We start from the raw sequence: 17,110 nt of genomic DNA, 5'->3' as shown, positions 1-17,110 counted from the left end.
ATTGCCCGTGGAGGCGCCGTCAGGCGGAACTTTTCGGCAGCTTTTGGCGGATATTTGCCGGTAGACGGGCGGGCTGGCCGTTCGCGCCGACGCAGACGACGAGAACTTCGGCGCGGAAGAGCAGCGTCTCGTCGCGCCAGACCTCCTGGCCCATCATCAGCTTCACGCCGGTGACGGACCGGGTGACGGTGCGCACCTCGAGCGCGTCGTCGAAGCGCGCAGGCGCGATGTAATCGGCCTCGACCCGGCGGACGACGAAGACCACCCCGTCCTCTTCGCGCATCGCGTTCTGGTCGATGCCCAGATCGCGCACCCAGTCAGAGCGGGCGCGTTCGATATAGCGCAGATAATTGGCGTAATAGACGATGCCCGCCATGTCGGTGTCTTCGTAATAGACGCGCACGGGAAAGGTGTGGGGCATGGGGCGTCCTCAGGCGGCGGGGGGTGTTGCGATCATGCGGGCATGAAGGCGCAACGCGTGGGAGGCATCCTGCGCCACATCCGGCAGCACCGGATCGTAGCCTGCGCGGATGAGCCCGGCGATATCGGGGCGCAACACGACGCGGCCATCATCAAGCTGGCCCAAGGCGGAGCGGTCGGTGAAGGCCCGGTCGGACCAGAGGAGCACCGATTGCACAACCTGCCCCAGCGCCAGCGTCTCCGCGGGCAGTTTCGACATCTCTTCGTCCATGCGGATGAAGATGAAGCACGCGCGGATTGCGCCCGCGGCGTCGAAGCGGAAGACCCGGTACTGGTTGGCCTCGGCCGTTTTCAGACGCTCGACCAGCGGGCCCAACCCCTCGACGAGCCGGTCGAGATTGGGCACCTCCGTCAGCTCGCCCCAGTCGCGGCAGAAGAACACCATGCAATTGGCGCCGAGCTCCGGGTCGGTTTCGGCAAGGCTGTGACCGGAAAGCGCCATCACCGCCTCGAACGCGCCCTTGATGGTGGAGATCGTCGGATCGTCCACCCCGAAGATCACCGGCGCAATGGGGCGGCCCCAGCGGGCAAAGAGATATTGTCCGTCCGAACGGGTGAAGAACGCCTCGATCGTCTCGGGCGAAAGGATGCGTGGATCGTCTGTCATGGCTTCGGGGTGTCGCATTGTGGCGTGCGGGAGACAAGAGAGGGGTTTCGACGGGCTTCGCCCGCCGACCCGCGCGCCGCTGCGCGGCGCGAAGTCGGGGGCGTTGGTCGGGGCGCGTCATTCCGGCCTCAAGCGCGGATGGCGAGAGCGCAAAGCGAGGGGCCAGCCCCTCGCGCTCCCCGGAGGTATTTCTGGTCCGGTCGTGACAGGGCGTGGCGCTTGAGCGACGACGTGGGACGCGCAGTTGGAGAGGGCGGCGTGGCGCTCAGTCGAAGAGCGCGCCCTGGTCCGGCTGCCGCGGCGCGGGCAGGCCCAGATGCGACCAGCCTTTCTGCGCCAGCATCCGCCCGCGCGGGGTGCGCTGGATCAGGCCTTGTTGCAGAAGGTAGGGCTCGATCACCTCCTCGATCGCGTCCCGGGGCTCCGAGAGGGCCGCGGCGATCGTCTCGATCCCCACGGGACCGCCTGCGTAATTCTCGGCGATGAGGCCGAGATAACGCCGATCCGCCCCGTCGAGGCCAAGGCTATCCACGCCGAGCCGTGTCAGCGCGTTGTCTGCCAATGCCCGGGTGATCGTGCCGTCGCCCTCGACCACGGCGAAATCGACGACCCGGCGCAGGAGCCTGCCCGCGATGCGGGGCGTGCCCCGCGCCCTTCGGGCAATTTCGCGCGCGCCATCGGGATGGGCGGCGACGCCCAGTTTCTCGGCATTGCGGGCGACGATGTATTCCAGCTCCTCGACCGTGTAGAATTGCAGCCGGGTCGGGATGCCGAAGCGGTCGCGCAGCGGCGTTGTCAGAAGCCCGAGCCGGGTGGTGGCACCCACCAGCGTGAAGGGCTGCAACTCGATCCGGACGGTGCGGGCCGCCGGGCCCTCGCCGATTACGAGATCGAGCTCGAAATCCTCAAGCGCGGGGTAGAGCACCTCTTCGACGACCGGATTGAGACGGTGGATCTCGTCGATGAAGAGTACATCGCGCGCTTCGAGATTGGTCAGGATCGCCGCGAGATCGCCCGCCTTGGCCAGCACCGGGCCGGAGGTCATGCGGAAATTGACGCCGAGCTCGCGCGCCATGATCTGCGCGAGCGTCGTCTTGCCGAGGCCGGGCGGGCCGTGAAAGAGCGTGTGGTCCATCGCCTCGCCCCGCGACCGGGCCGATTGCAGGAAGACGCGCAGATTCGCCCGCGCCTCGGCCTGGCCCACGAAATCGTCGAGCACCTGCGGGCGCAGCGCGCGGTCGCGTTCCTCGGGGCCGGTCTCGGCGCGCAGGAGGGGGTCGGGCTCGGTCATGGTTTCGGCGCCAGGAGCTTGAGCGCGGCGCGAATGAGCGTGCTCGTCTCCGCATCCGGCGTGTCAGACGCGGCCTGGGCCACAGCGCTGGCCGCCTCGCCCGGATTGTAGCCGAGATTTCCAAGCGCAGAGAGCGCTTCGGACTGGGCGGAGGCGTTGGGCGGAGCCGCGGCAGGTATGGCGCGGGGCGCAGCGCCCGCATCGTCGGGATCGATCACCGCATCATCGCCCGCGCTGACCGGTGCGGCGGCGACCCCCATGGCCATTACCGTGGGCGCCTTGTCCTTGAGTTCGTTTACCACGCGTTGCGCGGTCTTGGGACCGATGCCCTTGGCGGCCTTCACGGCGTTCCAGTCGCCCAGGGCGATGGCGCGGCTCACCCCGTCGGGTCCGAGCGTGCCGAGGATGGCGAGCGAGGCCTTCGCGCCGACGCCCTGCACGGACATTAACAGCCGGTGCCATTCCTTTTCCACGAGGCTCAGAAAGCCGAACAGCTGCAGGATATCTTCGCGCACGAGGAGATCGGTGAAGAGCGCCACCGCCTCTCCGGGACGGGGCACCTGCGCGAGCGTGCGATCCGAGCAATAGACAATGTAGCCGACCCCGCGCACATCGACGAGCACGTGATCGTCGCCCTTGTATTCCACCCGTCCGGCGATGCGTCCGATCATGTCCGTGCTCCGGCAACGCGCAATTCCGGCGCGCGGGAATAATGCGCGTGGCAGATCGCGATGGCCAGGGCGTCGGCGGCATCGGGAGACTCGATGGTCACACCCGGAAGCTGCATCTTCACCATGTGGTCGATCTGCTGCTTGTGGGCATGACCCACGCCCACCACCGTTTTCTTGACCTTGTTGGGCGCATATTCCCCGATCTCCAGACCGAATTGCGCGGGCACCAGAAGGGCGATGGCGCGGGCCTGCCCGAGCTTCAGGGTCGCGACCGCATCCTTGTTGACGAAGGTCTGCTCCACCGCGGCGGTGCCGGGCGCGTAGCGTTCCACAACCTCCCAGAGCTGACGGTAGAGCGACAGGAGCCGCGGCGCCAAGTCGCCCGGCGCGGAATGGCACGTGCCGTTGGCCACGTGGCGCAGACGTCCGCCATCCGCGTCGATCACACCCCAACCGAGATTGCGCAATCCCGGATCGATTCCCAATACCCTGACCACGAGTGCCCTGCCCTTTTATTGTTGCCGCATGCACTAGCACGAAAAGAGAACATCCGCCAAGTGCCCCGGTGCGGCCCCAGCACGATCTGCGGCCTCGGCGCCGCAATGCCCAGGCCCGTGGTGCCCTTTGCCTCTGGGCACCGGATGCTGTAGCGCGCCCTCATGGATCAGGAACGGACAACGCGGCTTGCCACGGCAATCGTGATCGCGACCGGCACGATTTGGGGGTTCTACTGGCTGCCGGTGCGGCAACTGGCCGATCTTGGCATTGGCGGTGCCTGGGGCACGGCGGCGATCACGCTCTGCGCCACGCTTTGCCTGTTGCCGGTGGCGTTTCGGCAACGCGCGCGGCTTCTGGCCTCCGATCCCGTGGCGCTGGCCTCCGTGGCGCTGGGGGGTGCGGCTTTTGCCCTTTATTCCATCGGGTTCAATTACGGCCGCGTTGCGATCATCATCCTGCTTTTCTTCCTCAGCCCGGTCTGGAGCACGCTTATCGCGCGATACGTCTTTGGCTGGCGGACGCCGCGACTGCGGCTCGTGGCAATCGCGCTAGGACTTGCCGGGCTGGGCACTATGCTCGGCGCTGAGGGGGAATGGCCCCTGCCCCGCACGACAGGCGAATGGATGGCGCTGGCCTCGGGCATCGGCTGGTCGCTTGCCACGACCGGTCTGCGCATGCGTCCCGCCGTCGGCGCGGGCGAGGCCGCCTTCCTGTTTGCCGCGGGCGCGACCCTGACGGCCCTGGTGATGGCGCTGGTCTTGCCCGGGGCCGAGGAGGGCGCCACCAGCTTGGCCCGCTGGCCGATGGCGTTGGGCATTGCGGTCGTGACGGGGGCTCTGTGGTGGGCGGCATCCATGGTCGGGCTGATCTGGGCCAGCAAACAGCTCGACCCCGCACGCACCGGCATCCTGTTGATGGCCGAGGTCCTGATCGGCTCGGTCAGTGCCGCGCTGTTGGCGGGCGAGCACCTGTCGCCGCTGGAAATCACGGGCGGCGCGCTGGTTCTGGCCTCCGGTGTCCTGGAGGTCTGGCCGGTCAAATCGCAAGCCGAGCGCGTGACCTCGCGTCAGCGGCTCCGCTGATCGCCCGCGATTTCGGGGCGCGTCTATCGCACGACGTGTCGAAACCGCCGTTTTCTCCTTGATCGAAGCCCGTTTCCGACGTTTCAAAAGCTGCCCGCGACACGGGCAAAGCACATGTTTTCATTATGCACAAAAAGCATGCGAGCTATGCGATTTTCGCAGCTTGTCCGGTGACTTGGCCGTCGCTAACTGCCCAGCAGAAACGACCCTAATACCCCCTCTTTCAGGACCCCGAAATGACCCTCCTCGACACGCATAACCCGCTCATGGGCCCCGTTGGCATGGCCAACCGGATCGGCTCCGTCTTCGTCACCGCCACCGCGGCCGCCACCGACTGGAATGACCGCCGCGTCACGCGTCGCGCGCTTTCGCAACTCTCGGACCGCGAACTGGACGATATCGGCCTGATCCGCGCGGATATCGAGCGCGCAAGCCGCATCAAGCGCTGAGACGCGGGCGCGCCACGTTCGGCCCCGCAAACGGAAAAGCCTGCCCCTGATCCTCAGCGGCAGGCTTTTTCATGTCTCGCCGGATCGCACCGGACGATGCGGCAATGCGCGCTGTCAGCCGGTGCCGTTGAGGAGCGAAAGCACGCCGCGTGTCACCGGATCGATCTGCATCACGAACGCCCCGATGACATCCACCGTGTCGCCCGCGCCAAGGGCTTCGAGGCGCTTGAGATATTCCGCCTCACCCAGCTTGACGATCACGCTGATCTTGAAGGCGGTGAAGACCAGGGCGAGGATCACGAAGGGCCGGACGCTGAATCCGCTCACGGATTTGCGCGGATGATGTTCGATCACGCCCGCCTTGTTCACGGTAGTCACGTATCCTGCGGCCATCTTGCGGTGTTTCTTGCGAATACCGCGCTGGCGACGCAGGAAGTTTCTCCGAACGGTTTCCATGGCAACCTCGTTACAAACATCGAGCCCCCACTCGCGTTTGAAGACGAAGTAATCCCGAATTGAGGCAAATTTTAGAAAATTGCGACCAATCGGAGGCCAAGGTTAACGCGTGCGCCTGCCGATCAGCTGCGTTTGAGCGTAAGTGTTGTCCATTCCTTGATTTCCTCGCGGTGCACGCGTTTGTACCCGTTCTGGAGGTAAACCGTTTCCACCTCGTCGGCCTGCTCGTTCAGGATGCCGGACAGGATCGCATGCGCGCCGGGCGCCGAGTGGCGCGCCATCTCTGGGGCCAGTTCGATCAGGGGCGCCATCAGGATATTGGCGAAGACCAGATCGAAGGGGGCCGCCTTGGCGATCTCGGGGTGATCGAAGCCCACCGCCTCGAGGCAGCGGACCCGGCCCGTCAGATCATTGGCGCGGACATTGGCTTCTGCCACCTCCACCGCAACCGCGTCGATATCGGAGGCGAGCGCCGTCTCGGGCCAGATCCGCGCGGCCGCCATGGCCAGAACGGCGGTGCCGCAACCGACGTCGATGGTGTTTTGCTTGACCTCGCCCGCTTCGATCAGCCGGTCGAGCGCGCGGAGGCAGCCCAGCGTCGTGCCGTGATGGCCCGTGCCAAAGGCCATCGCCGCCTCGATCAGCAGGGGCTCCGACCTTTCGGGCACCTTGTCCGCATCGTGGCTGCCATAGACGAAGAAGCGCCCCGCGGCGACGGGCGAGAGATCGCGGCGGACCTTCGCCACCCAATCGGTCTCGGGCAGTTCGGAGATCACGAAGGGCTTCGCGCCATAGGCGGCGGCGAGGAGGTCCAGCTCCATCTCGGGCGGCGGCGCCTCGAAATAGCCGCCCACCTCCCACAGGCCCGATCCGTCCTCGATCTCGAAGACGCCGACACCGGTGGGCGCGGGCTCGAGATCCTCGAGCGCTTCGCCCAGCGCCTCGCCCTGATCCTTGCCGGGCAGCGTCGTGAAAGCGGTGAAGGTGGTCATTGCGGGGCCTCCATGCAGGCGATCAAAAAGATGTGGGAACAAAACGCATTTTCCGCGTGTTGGCCGTGAGGCTGCCACGGGAGGGCTTGTTCCATGGAAGGCAATGCGTCGCAAGCGGTGCAGAACGCGATCACCTCGCTCGATCTATGGGTTCTGGCGGTCTATTTCGGCATCGTCATCGCCATCGGCGTCTGGGTCAGCCGACGCACCCAAAGCGGCGAGGACCTGTTTCTCGCGGGCCGGTCGCTGACATGGGGCATCGTCGGCTTTTCGCTTTTTGCCTCGAACATCTCCTCGACGACGCTGATCGGCCTGACCGGCGCGGCCTACACCACGGGCATCGCGACCTCGGCCTATGAATGGATGGCGGGCATCCCGCTGATCCTTCTGGCCTTCGTTTTTGCGCCGCTCTTCTTCCGCTCGCGGGTGACGACGATCCCCGAATGGCTGGAACGGCGGTTCGACCGGCGCGCGCGGCTATATTTCTCCGCCGTGACCATCCTTCTGACGGTGATCGTGGACACCGCCGGCGGGCTTTACGCGGGCGGCGTCGTGGTGCGCACGTTCTTTCCGGAAATCCCGATCTGGCAGACGGCCATCGGAATCGGGCTCTTTGCCGGCATCTACACCGCGTCGGGCGGGCTCAAGGCGGTGGTCTATACCGACGTATTGCAGGCGGTGGTGCTGATCTTCGGCTGTGCCGCGATGACCTATTTCCTGTTCTCGGATCTCGGGTTTTCCTGGGCACAGGTGCAACAGGCCATCCCCGATGCCGACCACCTTTCGCTGATCCAGCCGCGCAGCGACGACATCCTGCCCTGGCCCGGGCTGTTCATCGGGGTCCCGATTCTGGGCTTCTGGTACTGGGTCACGAACCAGTACATCGTGCAGCGGGTCCTCGGGGCGCGCGATCTGCGCGAGGCGCAGCGCGGCGCGATCCTCGGCGGGTTTCTCAAGATCATCCCCGTGTTCATCATGGTCCTGCCGGGCGCGATGGCGCTGGCCGTGATCCCGGATCTGCCGAACTCCGACATGGTGTTTCCGACGATTGCCACGACGATCCTGCCCGCGGGGCTGACGGGGCTCGTGCTCGCGGGGCTTGTCGCCGCGATCATGTCGAGCGTCGATTCGACGCTCAATTCCTCGTCCACGCTCATCAGCCACGATTTCCTGGGCGTCGAGGACAAGTCGCCAACCGAGCAGCGCAATATCGGGCGGGTGACGACGCTTATCCTGATGGTCGTCGCCATCCTCTGGGCGCCGTTCATCGACGATATGGGCGGGCTGTGGGACTATCTGCAACAAGCCTTTTCGATCGTCGTGCCACCCGTCGTCGCGATCTTCCTTCTGGGCGCGCTGTGGAAGAAGGGCACGGGCGATGCGGCGTTTTTCACCCTCGCCATAGGGCACGCAATCTCGCTCGCCGTCTTCGTCGCGACGCAGATGGGCTACTGGCCGCTTCATTACACCGCGAATGTGGGCGTGATGACACTCGTGTCCTGCGTGATCTTCTTCCTCGTCAGCCGCGCGGGCACGCCCCGGCGGGAGGAGGATCTTGCCGATGTGGTCTGGTCGCCCGACATGGCCTTCGACGCGCTGTCGGACGACGCGCCGCTCTATGCCAACGTCAAGATCTGGGCGGTGCTTCTGGGCCTTGCGATGCTCGGCATCCTGATCGGCTTCTGGTGAGGCCTCATTCGGCGGGGGCCGCGACGAGGCGGGCGAACACCGTCTCGTTGCCCGGTTCGGGATGGCGCGGGATCATCAGCGCAAGGCCCAGCGAAGTCAGCGCCATGCCTGCCGCCAGCGTGAACACCGCCTGCGGCGAGACAAGCCAAAGATAGCCCAGCGCCGCCGGCAGGAAGACCGCCGCGATATGGTTGATCGTGAAGGCCACGGCCGCCGTGGGCGCGATGTCCCCCGGATCGGCGATTTTCTGGAAATAGGTCTTCAGGGCCAGCGCGAGGGCGAAGAAGATGTGATCGATCACGTAAAGGAACGCGGCCAGCATCACGCCCCAGCCGAACCAGTAAAGCCCGCCATAGGCCAGAAAGACGAGCGTCAGGCCGACATATTCGAATGCCAGCGCGTTGCGTTCGCCGAAATGCCCCACGGCGCGGCCCATGAGCGGCGCGAAGATCATGTTGGCAATGAGGTTGATGAGATAAAGCGCCGTGACCTCGTGCACCTCGAAGCCGAACTTCTCGACCATCATGAAGCCCGCAAAGACCACAAAGATCTGCCGCCGCGCGCCGGACATGAATTGCAGCGCGTAATAGAGCCAGTAGCGGCGGCGCAGGATGAACTTCTTCAATTGCGGATTGGGCGCTTCGAATTGCGGGAAGGCGATCCAGCAATAGGCGACGATCACCAGCGTCAGCCCGCCCGACGCCATGTAGACGAAGGCGTAGCTGAGATCGAAGGCCTCCCAGGTCATGACGATGGCCACGTACGCCACCAGCGTCGCGGCAGAGGCGGCGGCGACCAGAAGGCCCAGGATGCGCGGCGCCTCGGCCTTGGGCAGCCATTGCAATTGCAGCGACTGGTTCACCGTCTCGTAATAGTGAAACCCGATCGAGGACAGCATCGTGATCGTCAGAATACCGCCCATCGAAGGAAAATAGGCGGTGATCGCGGTCGCCACGCCCAGAAGGATCAGCGACACCAGCGCCAGCACCTGTTCGCGCATGAAGATGATCACGGCGATCACGCCCACGGCCAGGAAGCCGGGGATCTCGCGGACCGTGTGCAGCCAGCCGATATCCGAGCCGTCGAAATTCGCGGCCTCGATGACGAAGTTGTTCAGGAGCGCCGACCATGTCGCGAAGCTCAGCGGCATGGCGATGGCCATCAGGAACAGAAGCGTCACGGGGCGCCGCCAGATCGGCAGGGTCCGGGCATCGGCAAGGGGCATGATCCTCATGCCATCTGCGTTACGCCGATTCCGCGCCTTTGGCGAGATCGTAAAACGCGAGGGCCTCTGTGCGTAAAACGCGCGAGCCTGATCCAGATCAAGGCGCCCTTCCCCTGCCGCGCGGCATATCCGGCGCGAAAGCAAGGAGGATACCATGGACCTCATCGCACTTGTCGACCGGATCGGAGAGGGGCCGACGGCCGCGCTGTTCGGCCTTCTGACCGGGCTTGTCTTCGGCATTGCAGCACAGCGGTCGCGGTTCTGCCTGCGCGCCGCGGTGGCCGAATTCGCCGACGGGCAGCTTGGCGACCGGGTGGCGGTCTGGCTGCTGACCTTCTCGACCGCGCTGGTCTGGGTGCAGGGCGCGCGGGCCCTGGGGCTGTTCGACTCATCGCAAGCCCGCATGATGGCCGTGCCCGGCAGCTGGTCCGGCGCGATCATCGGCGGCGCGCTTTTCGGCGTGGGCATGATCCTCGCCCGCGGCTGTTCGGGCCGCCTGCTGGTCCTCGCGGCCACGGGCAACCTGCGCTCCGTTATCTCGGGACTGATCTTCGCCGTGGTGGCGCAAATGAGCCTGTCGGGATGGCTGGCCCCCTTGCGCGACACGCTCGCCCGCGCCTGGGTGACGGAGGGTGGCCGCAATCTAGATCTGCTGATTGCCGCGGGCCTGCCCGACGGCGCGGGGCTTGCGCTTGGATGTGCCATCGCGCTCGTCGCGCTGGAGCTGTCGCGCCGTCAGCGCATCGGGGCGCGGCGTCTGGTCTTCGCTTCGGGCGTGGGTTTCGCGGTCGCGCTTGGCTACGGGCTGACCTATGCGCTGTCGATGATCGCCTTTGAGCCGGTCAGCGTCACGTCGGCCACCTTTACCGGCCCGTCGGCCCATACGCTGATGTTCTTTCTGGAGCGCGGGGCGGTGCTCGGCTTCGATGTGGGCCTCGTGCCCGGCGTCTTTCTGGGCGCCTTCCTCGCGGCGGCTTATGCGGGCGAGCTGCGGATCCAGGGCTTCGACGGCCCGACGCCGCTGCGTCGCGCGATGATCGGCGCGGGGCTGATGGGCTTCGGAGGCATGCTGGCCGGGGGCTGCGCCATCGGCGCGGGCGTGACCGGCGGGGCGATCTTCGCAGGCACCGCCTGGGTCGCGCTCAGCGCGATGTGGGCGGGCGGCATGGTCACGCATCTGATGCTGAAAGACCGCCCGGCTGCCGCCACGGCATGAGGGACACCGCGGCAGCAGACGTGCAGCGCGGCTGCGTCAGATCGCGGTCATCCCGCCCGACGCGGCCGTGAAGCGGTAATCGACATCCGAAAACCGGTCCTTGGCGAAGCCGTAAAGGAAGCGCAGACCCTCGGCCCCCGCCACGGTGTCATGCTCCGCCTCGGCGGGGATGAAGATCGCCACCCCGGGCGAGAGGTCATGCGCCACGCCGTCGATGGTGACGATGCCCTGCCCCGCGAGGCCGAAATAGAACTCTGCCGGGCCGTGCCGATGCGGCAGAAGCGTGCCGCCGGGGCCGAATTCAGCCACGCCCAGCGTCATGCCGGAGGTTTTCGTCCGATCCGCCGAGAAGAGCGTGCGCCACCGGACCGTGCCGAAGGCCGGATCCTCGCCGCCCTCGATGGGGGCGTGGTCCGCATTCGCAATCACGGGAAGCGCGTCGAGATACGCCTCGGCAAATTCGCTCGGCATGGTGTCTGCGTAAGCCATGGCGTTTCCTCCTCCGCCGGGTATGGGGAGGAGGTTAGGTGGTCGGGCCGATCCCGTCTTTGCCATGTGCGACCACCCCGTGACGGTTTCAGGGCGCTTGTTTGCGACATGGGTACGGCGCAAACAGACCTCAGGACCGGATGCGCCAGCCTGTCTTGAAGATCCACCAGACCGCGAAGACGCAGATCGCCGTGAAGCCCGCAATGGCCAGAAGGCTCACTGCAACGGGCACGTCCGACATCCCGAAGAACGACCAGCGGAACCCCGAGATCAGGTAGACGACCGGGTTGAACAGCGCGACGTTCTGCCAGAAGGGCGGCAGCATCGAGATCGAGTAGAACGACCCGCCGAGAAAGACGAGCGGTGTCACCACGAGAAGCGGCACGAGCTGAAGCTGCTCGAAATTCGACGCCCAGATGCCGATGATGAAGCCCAGAAGCGCGAAGCTGGTGCAGGTCAGAACCAGAAAAGCCAGCATGGCGGGCCAGTTCTGTATGGTCAGATCGACAAAGAAAGTGGCCGTGATAAGGATCATCACCCCGATGAACAGCGATTTTGTCGCCGCCGCCCCCACATAGCCCAGGATCACCTCCGCAAAGCTGATCGGTGCGGATAAAAGCTCGTAGATCGTGCCGATGAATTTCGGGAAATAGATCCCGAAGGATGCGTTCGAAATCGCCTGCGTCATCACCGTCAGCATGATGAGGCCGGGCACGATGAACGCGCCATAGGTCACTCCGTCCACCTCGTCGATGCGGCTGCCGATCGCCGCGCCGAAGACCACGAAATAGAGCGAGGTCGAGATGACGGGCGAGATAATGGATTGCAGGAAGGTGCGCACGAAGCGCGCCATCTCGAAGCGATAGATCGCCCAGATCGCGGTCCAGTTCATGCCGCTTCTCCCTTGTCGCCCTTGTGCACCAACCCGACGAAGATCTCCTCGAGCGAGCTTTGCGTGGTCTCCACGTCGCTGATGGTCAGACCTGCCTCCGACAAGGCGCTGACCAGCCGGGCGATGCCCGTGCGCTCGGCCTTGGTGTCGTAGCGGTAGATCAGCGTCTCGCCGCCATCCTCGAGGCGCAGGTCGTAATCCGACAAGCCGTCAGGCACCGCACCCACGGGCGCGCCGAGGGTGATCCGCAGCTCCTTCTTCCCCAGCCGCGCCATCAGCTCGGAGGTCCTTTCGACCAGCAGCAACTCACCCGCAGAGATTACGCCGATCCGGTCGGCCATGGCCTCCGCTTCCTCGATGTAATGGGTCGTGAGGATGATGGTGACGCCGGTTTCCTTCAGCTTGGCCACGATCTCCCACATGTCGCGGCGCAGCTCCACATCGACACCCGCCGTGGGCTCGTCGAGAAACAGCACCTTGGGATCGTGGCTCAGCGCCTTGGCGATCAGAACGCGGCGCTTCATGCCGCCCGAGAGCTCCTGCAACTGGCTGTGCTTCTTGTCGTAAAGCGACAGGCGGCGCAGCAGATCGTCGAGATAGGCATCGTCCCGCTTTGCCCCGAAAAGCCCGCGCGAGAAGCGCACCGCGGACCAGACCGTCTCGAACGGCTCGAGCGTCAGCTCCTGCGGCACGAGGCCCACGAGCGACCGCGCGGCCCGGAAATCCCGCACAACGTCATGCCCGCCCACCCGGATCGTCCCGGCCGTCGGCATGGTGATCCCGCAGATCGTGGAGATCAGCGTGGTCTTGCCCGCGCCATTGGGACCGAGCAGTGCCAGGATTTCGCCCTGCTCGATGGTCAGGCTCACGCCTTTCAGCGCCTGAAACCCGCCATCATAGGTCTTTTCGGCATTTTCGATCTCGACCATTCCCGTCATGGGGGTCCCCTTCTTCATCGCTTGACCTCTTATGTATCCGCACCCCCTTCAGCGGCAATGTGCACAGGCGCAGAGGGGCCCCGCACGCGGGTCCGTTGCGACGCTCCGCTCGGGGCTTTCCCCGGGGACCGCTTCGCTGTAGCTGCAGATCATGTCCCGCGCTGATCGCCCCGTCCTCGGCATCCTGTTGATCGTACTCGGCGTCACCGCGATCTCGGTGAACGACTTTCTGATCAAGCGGCTGTCCGGCGAATATCCGCTGCACCAGATCGTTTTCGTGCGCTCCGGTGTCGGGCTGATGTTCAGCCTCGTCATCCTGCAATTCGAAGGCGGTTTCGCGCGGCTGCGCACCGCCACGCCCGGCCTGCACGTGCTGCGCGGGCTGTTCGTGGTGTCGGCGAACATGACCTTCTATGCCGCCGTGGCCGTATTGCCGCTGGCGCAGGCGACGGCGCTGTTCTTCGTGGCGCCGCTGTTCATCACGCTTCTGTCGATCCCGTTTCTGGGCGAACGGGTGGGGCCGGTGCGGCTCTTGGCCGTGCTGGTGGGCTTCGGCGGCGTTGTGCTGATGCAGATGCCCGAGGCGGGACCGGCGCGCATGCTGCCCATGGTGGTCTTCCTGCTGCCGGTCGCGGCGGCTTTTCTCTATGCCAGCATGCAGGTGCTGACGCGAAAGCTCGGCGCCTCGGCCCCGGCGGCGGCCCTCGCGGTCTATATCCAGTCCACCTTTCTACTCGTCTCCGCGCTGTTCTTCCTGGTCGCGGGCGACGGGCGCTTCGCCGACGGCACAAGCAATGCCAGCCTGCAGTTCCTGCTGCGCGCGTGGACATGGCCCGCCCCAGCCGATCTGCCGATCTTCGCGACGCTCGGTCTGGTGGCGGGTGTCGTGGGCTATTGCCTCTCGGCGGCCTACCGGCTGGCCAATGCGTCCATTATCGCGCCCTTCGAATATCTCGGGCTGCCGCTGGCGATCTTCTGGGGCTGGCTCGTGTTCGGAGAATGGCCGGGCGTGATGACCTGGGCAGGCTCCGCCCTGATCGTCGCTGCGGGTCTCGTGGTGTTTTTCCGCGAAGGCGCGCGCCCGAGGCCGAACCGGGCCGCGCGCCGATAGTTCAGCTGCGGCGTTCAGCCACCGCGTACCGTGTCGATCATCAACTGCACGTTCTCGGGATCCGCATCGGGCGTGATCCCGTGGCCGAGATTGAAGATATGCGGGCCGTTCTTCAACGCATCGACGACGCGGCGCGTCTCGCGCACCAGATCGTCACCCCCCGTCACCATGTGGCGCGAGGCCAGGTTGCCCTGCACGCAGCCGTTGGGTTGCACATGCTCGGCCACCCATTCGGGGCTGACGCTGTCATCCACCGCGACGCAATCGGCCCCGGTCGCCGCATGGAAGCCCTTGTAAAAATCGCCGCCCTGGCGCGGGAAGGCGATGACGGGCAGGCCGGGGAAGCGCGATTTCAGCTCCTGCGTGATGATCCGCGCGGGCTCCTGCGCGTATTTGATGAAATCGTCCCCTTCGAGCGATCCTGCCCAGCTGTCGAAGATCTTCACGACCTCGGCCCCCGCCTCGACCTGACGCGACAGATACTCGATCGTGCCTTCGGTCAGCCGCTCGATGATCTTCTCGAACAGCGCGCGGTTTTCGGCCTTGAGCGCATGGGCCGGGCCCTGGTCGGGCGTGCCCTTGCCCGCGATCATGTAGGTCGCCACGGTCCAGGGCGCGCCTGCGAAACCGATGAGCGTCGTTTCCTCGGGCAGGCCCTTCGACAGGATCTTGACCGTCTCGTAGACGGGCGACAGCGTGTCGTCGATCGCGCTCACCGGCTTTAGCTTGTCGAAATCCGCATCCGAGGTGATCGTCGACAGACGCGGCCCTTCCCCGGTGACGAACCACAGATCCGCGCCCAGCGCCTGCGGCAGCAGAAGGATGTCGGCAAACAGGATCGCCGCGTCGAAGCCGTAGCGGCGGATCGGCTGAAAGGTCACCTCGGCGGCCAGTTCGGGATTGTAGCACAGCGACAGGAAATCGCCCGCCTCGGCGCGGGTGGCCTTGTATTCCGGCAGGTATCGCCCGGCCTGGCGCATCATCCAGATGGGCGGTGTCGGCAGGGTCTCGCCCTTGAGCGCGCGCAGGATCGTCTTCGTCATATGCCTTGGTACCTTCCCTCGTTCCTGACCCTTGTGGTCTGATGCCGGGGGCCAAGTGTCAAGTCTGCTTGTCACCTGCTGCGGGCCTGCTTAAAGCTTGACCCATGAGCATTGACCTACCCTCCCCCGCCCAACCGCTGAAGATCGGCACCCGCGGATCGCCCCTGGCCCTGGCCCAGGCGAACGAGACGCGCGACCGGTTGGCCGCCGCCTTCGATCTGCCGCACGAGGCCTTCACCATCGTCGTGATCAAGACCACCGGCGACAAGATCATCGACCGCCCCCTCAAGGAGATCGGCGGCAAGGGGCTTTTCACCCGCGAGATCGAGGCCGACATGCTGTCGGGCGCCATCGACATCGCGGTGCATTCGATGAAGGACATGCCGGTCCTGCAGCCCGAGGGGCTGGTGCTCGACACCTATCTGCCGCGCGAAGATCCGCGCGATGCGTTCATCTCGCCCGAGTTCTCCGCGCTGGCCGAGCTGCCCGAGGGGGCCACCGTGGGCACGTCGAGCCTGCGCCGCCGCGCGCAGCTTCTGGTGCGCAGGCCCGATCTCGACGTGGTGGAGTTCCGTGGCAACCTGCAGACCCGCCTCAAGAAACTCGATGACGGCGTGGCGCGCGCGACCTTCCTCGCCCGGGCCGGTCTCAATCGCCTTGGCATGAGCCATGTGCCGCAGCATCCCATCGAGGTGACGGACATGCTGCCCGCCGTGGCGCAAGGCGCCATCGGGATCGAGCGGCGCGAAGACGACAGCCGCGTCGCCGAAATGCTCGCAGCCATCCACGACACCGAAACGGGGCAGCGCCTTGCGGCGGAGCGCGCCTTCCTCGCCGCGCTCGACGGCTCCTGCGAGACGCCCATCGCGGGGCTGGCCACGCTCGACGGCGGCAATCTGCATCTTGCGGGCGAAGTTCTGCGCCCCGACGGGTCCGAGGCCCATGCCGATACGCGCACCGGCCCGATCGAAGATGGTGCGGAGATGGGCCGCGATCTGGCGCGGGATCTGCTCGGACGGGCGGGCCCCGACTTCTTCGACTGGATCAGCCCCGCGACCGCCTGAACCGCGCATCGCGCCGAATAGCGCTCGCCGCGGCCCCGGCTCGCGGCGTGACAGGCCGCTTATTCCGCCGGGATCTTGTAAGTCAGCGACGCCCAGAGCGATTCCCAGGTGGGATCCGTCTCTGCCTCGGCCTCGATCTCCCGGATCACCACCGCATCGGCCAGGTACTCGGTCCCCGGCGTGGCGGGCAGAACCGCGACGCCCTCCGCGTCGGTTCGATGCGTGGTGACCTCGACGCTGCCATCCGCTGACCGCGCGAAAAGCTCCACCTGCGTCTCGGCCCGCGGCGCACCGTCATAAAGCACACGCACCGGCAGCCCGTCTGCGAGCGGATCGGTATAAGGGTTGGCCAGCGCCACGATCTCGGTCAGCAGCCCGACCTCCCGGTCCGACCCCGCGCCGTCACCGACCGCGATCAGGCTCTTGCCGTAGCGCGTGTAGCTTTCGCGCACATTTTCTGGATCGAGGCCGCGCTCCTCGAACCGCGCCAGTGCCCAGGTGGCATCCTTGTGCGTCACGAAATTCTCGAACTTGGCGAAGCTGTCATAGACGAGCTTGTAGGCCTTGGTCTGATGCACGACGATCGCAAGCCCTTCTTCGGGCGCTTCCATCTGTAGCGCCGGACGGTCGCCCGCGCGGCCCGCAACCTCGGTCACGGCATCGCCCATGACGATATCGAAACGCGTGAAATTCGGCGGGATATAGGAATAGGCCGCCCCTTCGAATGTCTCGCCAACCCGGATATCCGCGATCAGATCGGCACCTGCGGGCACGGAATACTCCACGGGCTCGATCCAGAACTCATGCGCGACGGCCGGCAGGGCCAGCAGAGCCGCGCCCATTGCAAGCGTGGCACGGCGAAAAGAGCGGGCGAACATGGCAGTCTCCGTTTTGTCGGTTACCGGGGAACGTAGCCT

General features: G+C 65.8%; 19 protein-coding genes. 6 read left to right on the top strand and 13 right to left on the bottom strand.

What is annotated here, in order from left to right; genetic code table 11:
* Positions 1–19: 19 nt before the first annotated feature.
* The 5 genes from ybgC to ruvC form a co-directional block, all read right to left on the bottom strand.
* The gene (ybgC, locus tag FIV09_RS02075) at positions 20–421 is read right to left on the bottom strand and encodes a tol-pal system-associated acyl-CoA thioesterase (protein WP_152448434.1); all 402 of its coding nucleotides are present in this window, start codon (positions 419–421) and stop codon (positions 20–22) included.
* Positions 422–430: 9 nt separating this feature from the next.
* Positions 431–1,087, bottom strand: a complete 657-nt coding sequence (locus FIV09_RS02070) for a hypothetical protein (protein WP_152448433.1) — start codon at positions 1,085–1,087, stop codon at positions 431–433.
* Positions 1,088–1,352: 265 nt separating this feature from the next.
* Complete coding sequence (gene ruvB / locus FIV09_RS02065; protein ID WP_152448432.1) at positions 1,353–2,378, bottom strand: Holliday junction branch migration DNA helicase RuvB; 1,026 nt, start codon at positions 2,376–2,378, stop codon at positions 1,353–1,355.
* Entirely contained in the window at positions 2,375–3,049 is a 675-nt protein-coding gene (ruvA, locus tag FIV09_RS02060; RefSeq protein WP_152448431.1) for a Holliday junction branch migration protein RuvA, read from the bottom strand. Before ruvA ends, ruvB begins: the two co-directional genes overlap by 4 nt.
* Positions 3,046–3,546, bottom strand: a complete 501-nt coding sequence (gene ruvC, locus FIV09_RS02055; protein ID WP_152448430.1) for a crossover junction endodeoxyribonuclease RuvC — start codon at positions 3,544–3,546, stop codon at positions 3,046–3,048. Before ruvC ends, ruvA begins: the two co-directional genes overlap by 4 nt.
* 162 nt (positions 3,547–3,708) lie before the next feature.
* On the opposite strand from ruvC, the gene FIV09_RS02050 reads away from it, so the two are divergent.
* Together FIV09_RS02050 and FIV09_RS02045 are read left to right on the top strand one after the other, a co-directional pair.
* A complete protein-coding gene (locus FIV09_RS02050; RefSeq protein WP_152448429.1) occupies positions 3,709–4,629 on the top strand; it encodes a DMT family transporter in 921 nt (306 codons plus the stop codon).
* A 236-nt stretch (positions 4,630–4,865) separates the two neighbouring features.
* On the top strand, positions 4,866–5,078 hold the full coding sequence (locus FIV09_RS02045) for a DUF1127 domain-containing protein (protein WP_152448428.1): 213 nt from the start codon (positions 4,866–4,868) through the stop codon (positions 5,076–5,078).
* Positions 5,079–5,192: 114 nt separating this feature from the next.
* Here FIV09_RS02045 and FIV09_RS02040 read toward each other — a convergent pair whose 3' ends face one another.
* Complete coding sequence (locus tag FIV09_RS02040) at positions 5,193–5,534, bottom strand: hypothetical protein (RefSeq protein ID WP_152448427.1); 342 nt, start codon at positions 5,532–5,534, stop codon at positions 5,193–5,195.
* A gap of 122 nt (positions 5,535–5,656) precedes the next feature.
* Positions 5,657–6,526, bottom strand: a complete 870-nt coding sequence (locus FIV09_RS02035) for a 50S ribosomal protein L11 methyltransferase (RefSeq protein WP_152448426.1) — start codon at positions 6,524–6,526, stop codon at positions 5,657–5,659.
* Positions 6,527–6,619: 93 nt separating this feature from the next.
* Here FIV09_RS02035 and FIV09_RS02030 point away from each other — a divergent pair, with 93 nt between their 5' ends.
* Positions 6,620–8,215, top strand: coding sequence for a sodium:solute symporter (locus FIV09_RS02030; protein ID WP_152448425.1), 1,596 nt, complete (start codon positions 6,620–6,622; stop codon positions 8,213–8,215).
* Positions 8,216–8,219: 4 nt separating this feature from the next.
* Here the strand turns inward: FIV09_RS02030 and FIV09_RS02025 are convergent, their stop codons facing one another.
* A complete protein-coding gene (locus FIV09_RS02025; RefSeq protein WP_172975604.1) occupies positions 8,220–9,449 on the bottom strand; it encodes an MFS transporter in 1,230 nt (409 codons plus the stop codon).
* A gap of 145 nt (positions 9,450–9,594) precedes the next feature.
* Between FIV09_RS02025 and FIV09_RS02020 the strand changes: the two genes are divergently transcribed.
* Positions 9,595–10,656: a YeeE/YedE family protein gene (locus FIV09_RS02020; RefSeq protein ID WP_152448424.1), complete on the top strand. Its 1,062-nt coding sequence runs from the start codon at positions 9,595–9,597 to the stop codon at positions 10,654–10,656.
* A gap of 36 nt (positions 10,657–10,692) precedes the next feature.
* Here the strand turns inward: FIV09_RS02020 and FIV09_RS02015 are convergent, their stop codons facing one another.
* The 3 genes from FIV09_RS02015 to FIV09_RS02005 all read right to left on the bottom strand — a co-directional run bounded on the left by FIV09_RS02015 (position 10,693) and on the right by FIV09_RS02005 (position 12,975).
* On the bottom strand, positions 10,693–11,145 hold the full coding sequence (locus FIV09_RS02015; protein WP_152448423.1) for a cupin domain-containing protein: 453 nt from the start codon (positions 11,143–11,145) through the stop codon (positions 10,693–10,695).
* A 130-nt stretch (positions 11,146–11,275) separates the two neighbouring features.
* A complete protein-coding gene (locus FIV09_RS02010) occupies positions 11,276–12,037 on the bottom strand; it encodes an ABC transporter permease (protein ID WP_152448422.1) in 762 nt (253 codons plus the stop codon).
* A complete protein-coding gene (locus FIV09_RS02005) occupies positions 12,034–12,975 on the bottom strand; it encodes an ABC transporter ATP-binding protein (RefSeq protein ID WP_152448421.1) in 942 nt (313 codons plus the stop codon). Before FIV09_RS02005 ends, FIV09_RS02010 begins: the two co-directional genes overlap by 4 nt.
* A gap of 151 nt (positions 12,976–13,126) precedes the next feature.
* Here FIV09_RS02005 and FIV09_RS02000 point away from each other — a divergent pair, with 151 nt between their 5' ends.
* Positions 13,127–14,086, top strand: a complete 960-nt coding sequence (locus FIV09_RS02000) for a DMT family transporter (protein ID WP_152448420.1) — start codon at positions 13,127–13,129, stop codon at positions 14,084–14,086.
* Between the two features lie 14 nt (positions 14,087–14,100).
* Here the strand turns inward: FIV09_RS02000 and hemE are convergent, their stop codons facing one another.
* Complete coding sequence (gene hemE, locus FIV09_RS01995; RefSeq protein WP_152448419.1) at positions 14,101–15,129, bottom strand: uroporphyrinogen decarboxylase; 1,029 nt, start codon at positions 15,127–15,129, stop codon at positions 14,101–14,103.
* Positions 15,130–15,233: 104 nt separating this feature from the next.
* On the opposite strand from hemE, the gene hemC reads away from it, so the two are divergent.
* Positions 15,234–16,193: a hydroxymethylbilane synthase gene (gene hemC, locus FIV09_RS01990; RefSeq protein ID WP_152448418.1), complete on the top strand. Its 960-nt coding sequence runs from the start codon at positions 15,234–15,236 to the stop codon at positions 16,191–16,193.
* Between the two features lie 59 nt (positions 16,194–16,252).
* On the opposite strand, the gene FIV09_RS01985 is transcribed toward hemC, so the two are convergent.
* Positions 16,253–17,071: a DUF4198 domain-containing protein gene (locus tag FIV09_RS01985; protein WP_152448417.1), complete on the bottom strand. Its 819-nt coding sequence runs from the start codon at positions 17,069–17,071 to the stop codon at positions 16,253–16,255.
* Between the last annotated feature and the right edge of the window lie 39 nt (positions 17,072–17,110).

Origin of the sequence: Roseivivax sp. THAF197b (assembly GCF_009363255.1) — a bacterium.
GTDB lineage: Bacteria > Pseudomonadota > Alphaproteobacteria > Rhodobacterales > Rhodobacteraceae > Roseivivax.
Note: the sequence above shows the minus strand (reverse complement) of the source record. Positions and strands in the feature narration are given on the sequence as shown.

What these genes read in the sequence shown, in the direction of transcription:
- FIV09_RS02050 (WP_152448429.1), top strand. Translation starts at nt 3,709, where the DNA reads ATGGATCAGGAACGGACAACGCGGCTTGCCACGGCAATCGTGATCGCG.
- ruvB (WP_152448432.1), bottom strand. Translation starts at nt 2,378, where the DNA reads ATGACCGAGCCCGACCCCCTCCTGCGCGCCGAGACCGGCCCCGAGGAA.
- FIV09_RS02020 (WP_152448424.1), top strand. Translation starts at nt 9,595, where the DNA reads ATGGACCTCATCGCACTTGTCGACCGGATCGGAGAGGGGCCGACGGCC.
- FIV09_RS02025 (WP_172975604.1), bottom strand. Translation starts at nt 9,449, where the DNA reads ATGAGGATCATGCCCCTTGCCGATGCCCGGACCCTGCCGATCTGGCGG.
- FIV09_RS02040 (WP_152448427.1), bottom strand. Translation starts at nt 5,534, where the DNA reads ATGGAAACCGTTCGGAGAAACTTCCTGCGTCGCCAGCGCGGTATTCGC.
- FIV09_RS02005 (WP_152448421.1), bottom strand. Translation starts at nt 12,975, where the DNA reads ATGACGGGAATGGTCGAGATCGAAAATGCCGAAAAGACCTATGATGGC.
- FIV09_RS02000 (WP_152448420.1), top strand. Translation starts at nt 13,127, where the DNA reads ATGTCCCGCGCTGATCGCCCCGTCCTCGGCATCCTGTTGATCGTACTC.
- ybgC (WP_152448434.1), bottom strand. Translation starts at nt 421, where the DNA reads ATGCCCCACACCTTTCCCGTGCGCGTCTATTACGAAGACACCGACATG.
- ruvA (WP_152448431.1), bottom strand. Translation starts at nt 3,049, where the DNA reads ATGATCGGACGCATCGCCGGACGGGTGGAATACAAGGGCGACGATCAC.
- FIV09_RS02010 (WP_152448422.1), bottom strand. Translation starts at nt 12,037, where the DNA reads ATGAACTGGACCGCGATCTGGGCGATCTATCGCTTCGAGATGGCGCGC.
- hemC (WP_152448418.1), top strand. Translation starts at nt 15,234, where the DNA reads ATGAGCATTGACCTACCCTCCCCCGCCCAACCGCTGAAGATCGGCACC.
- FIV09_RS02015 (WP_152448423.1), bottom strand. Translation starts at nt 11,145, where the DNA reads ATGGCTTACGCAGACACCATGCCGAGCGAATTTGCCGAGGCGTATCTC.
- FIV09_RS01985 (WP_152448417.1), bottom strand. Translation starts at nt 17,071, where the DNA reads ATGTTCGCCCGCTCTTTTCGCCGTGCCACGCTTGCAATGGGCGCGGCT.
- FIV09_RS02030 (WP_152448425.1), top strand. Translation starts at nt 6,620, where the DNA reads ATGGAAGGCAATGCGTCGCAAGCGGTGCAGAACGCGATCACCTCGCTC.
- FIV09_RS02035 (WP_152448426.1), bottom strand. Translation starts at nt 6,526, where the DNA reads ATGACCACCTTCACCGCTTTCACGACGCTGCCCGGCAAGGATCAGGGC.
- hemE (WP_152448419.1), bottom strand. Translation starts at nt 15,129, where the DNA reads ATGACGAAGACGATCCTGCGCGCGCTCAAGGGCGAGACCCTGCCGACA.
- FIV09_RS02045 (WP_152448428.1), top strand. Translation starts at nt 4,866, where the DNA reads ATGACCCTCCTCGACACGCATAACCCGCTCATGGGCCCCGTTGGCATG.
- FIV09_RS02070 (WP_152448433.1), bottom strand. Translation starts at nt 1,087, where the DNA reads ATGACAGACGATCCACGCATCCTTTCGCCCGAGACGATCGAGGCGTTC.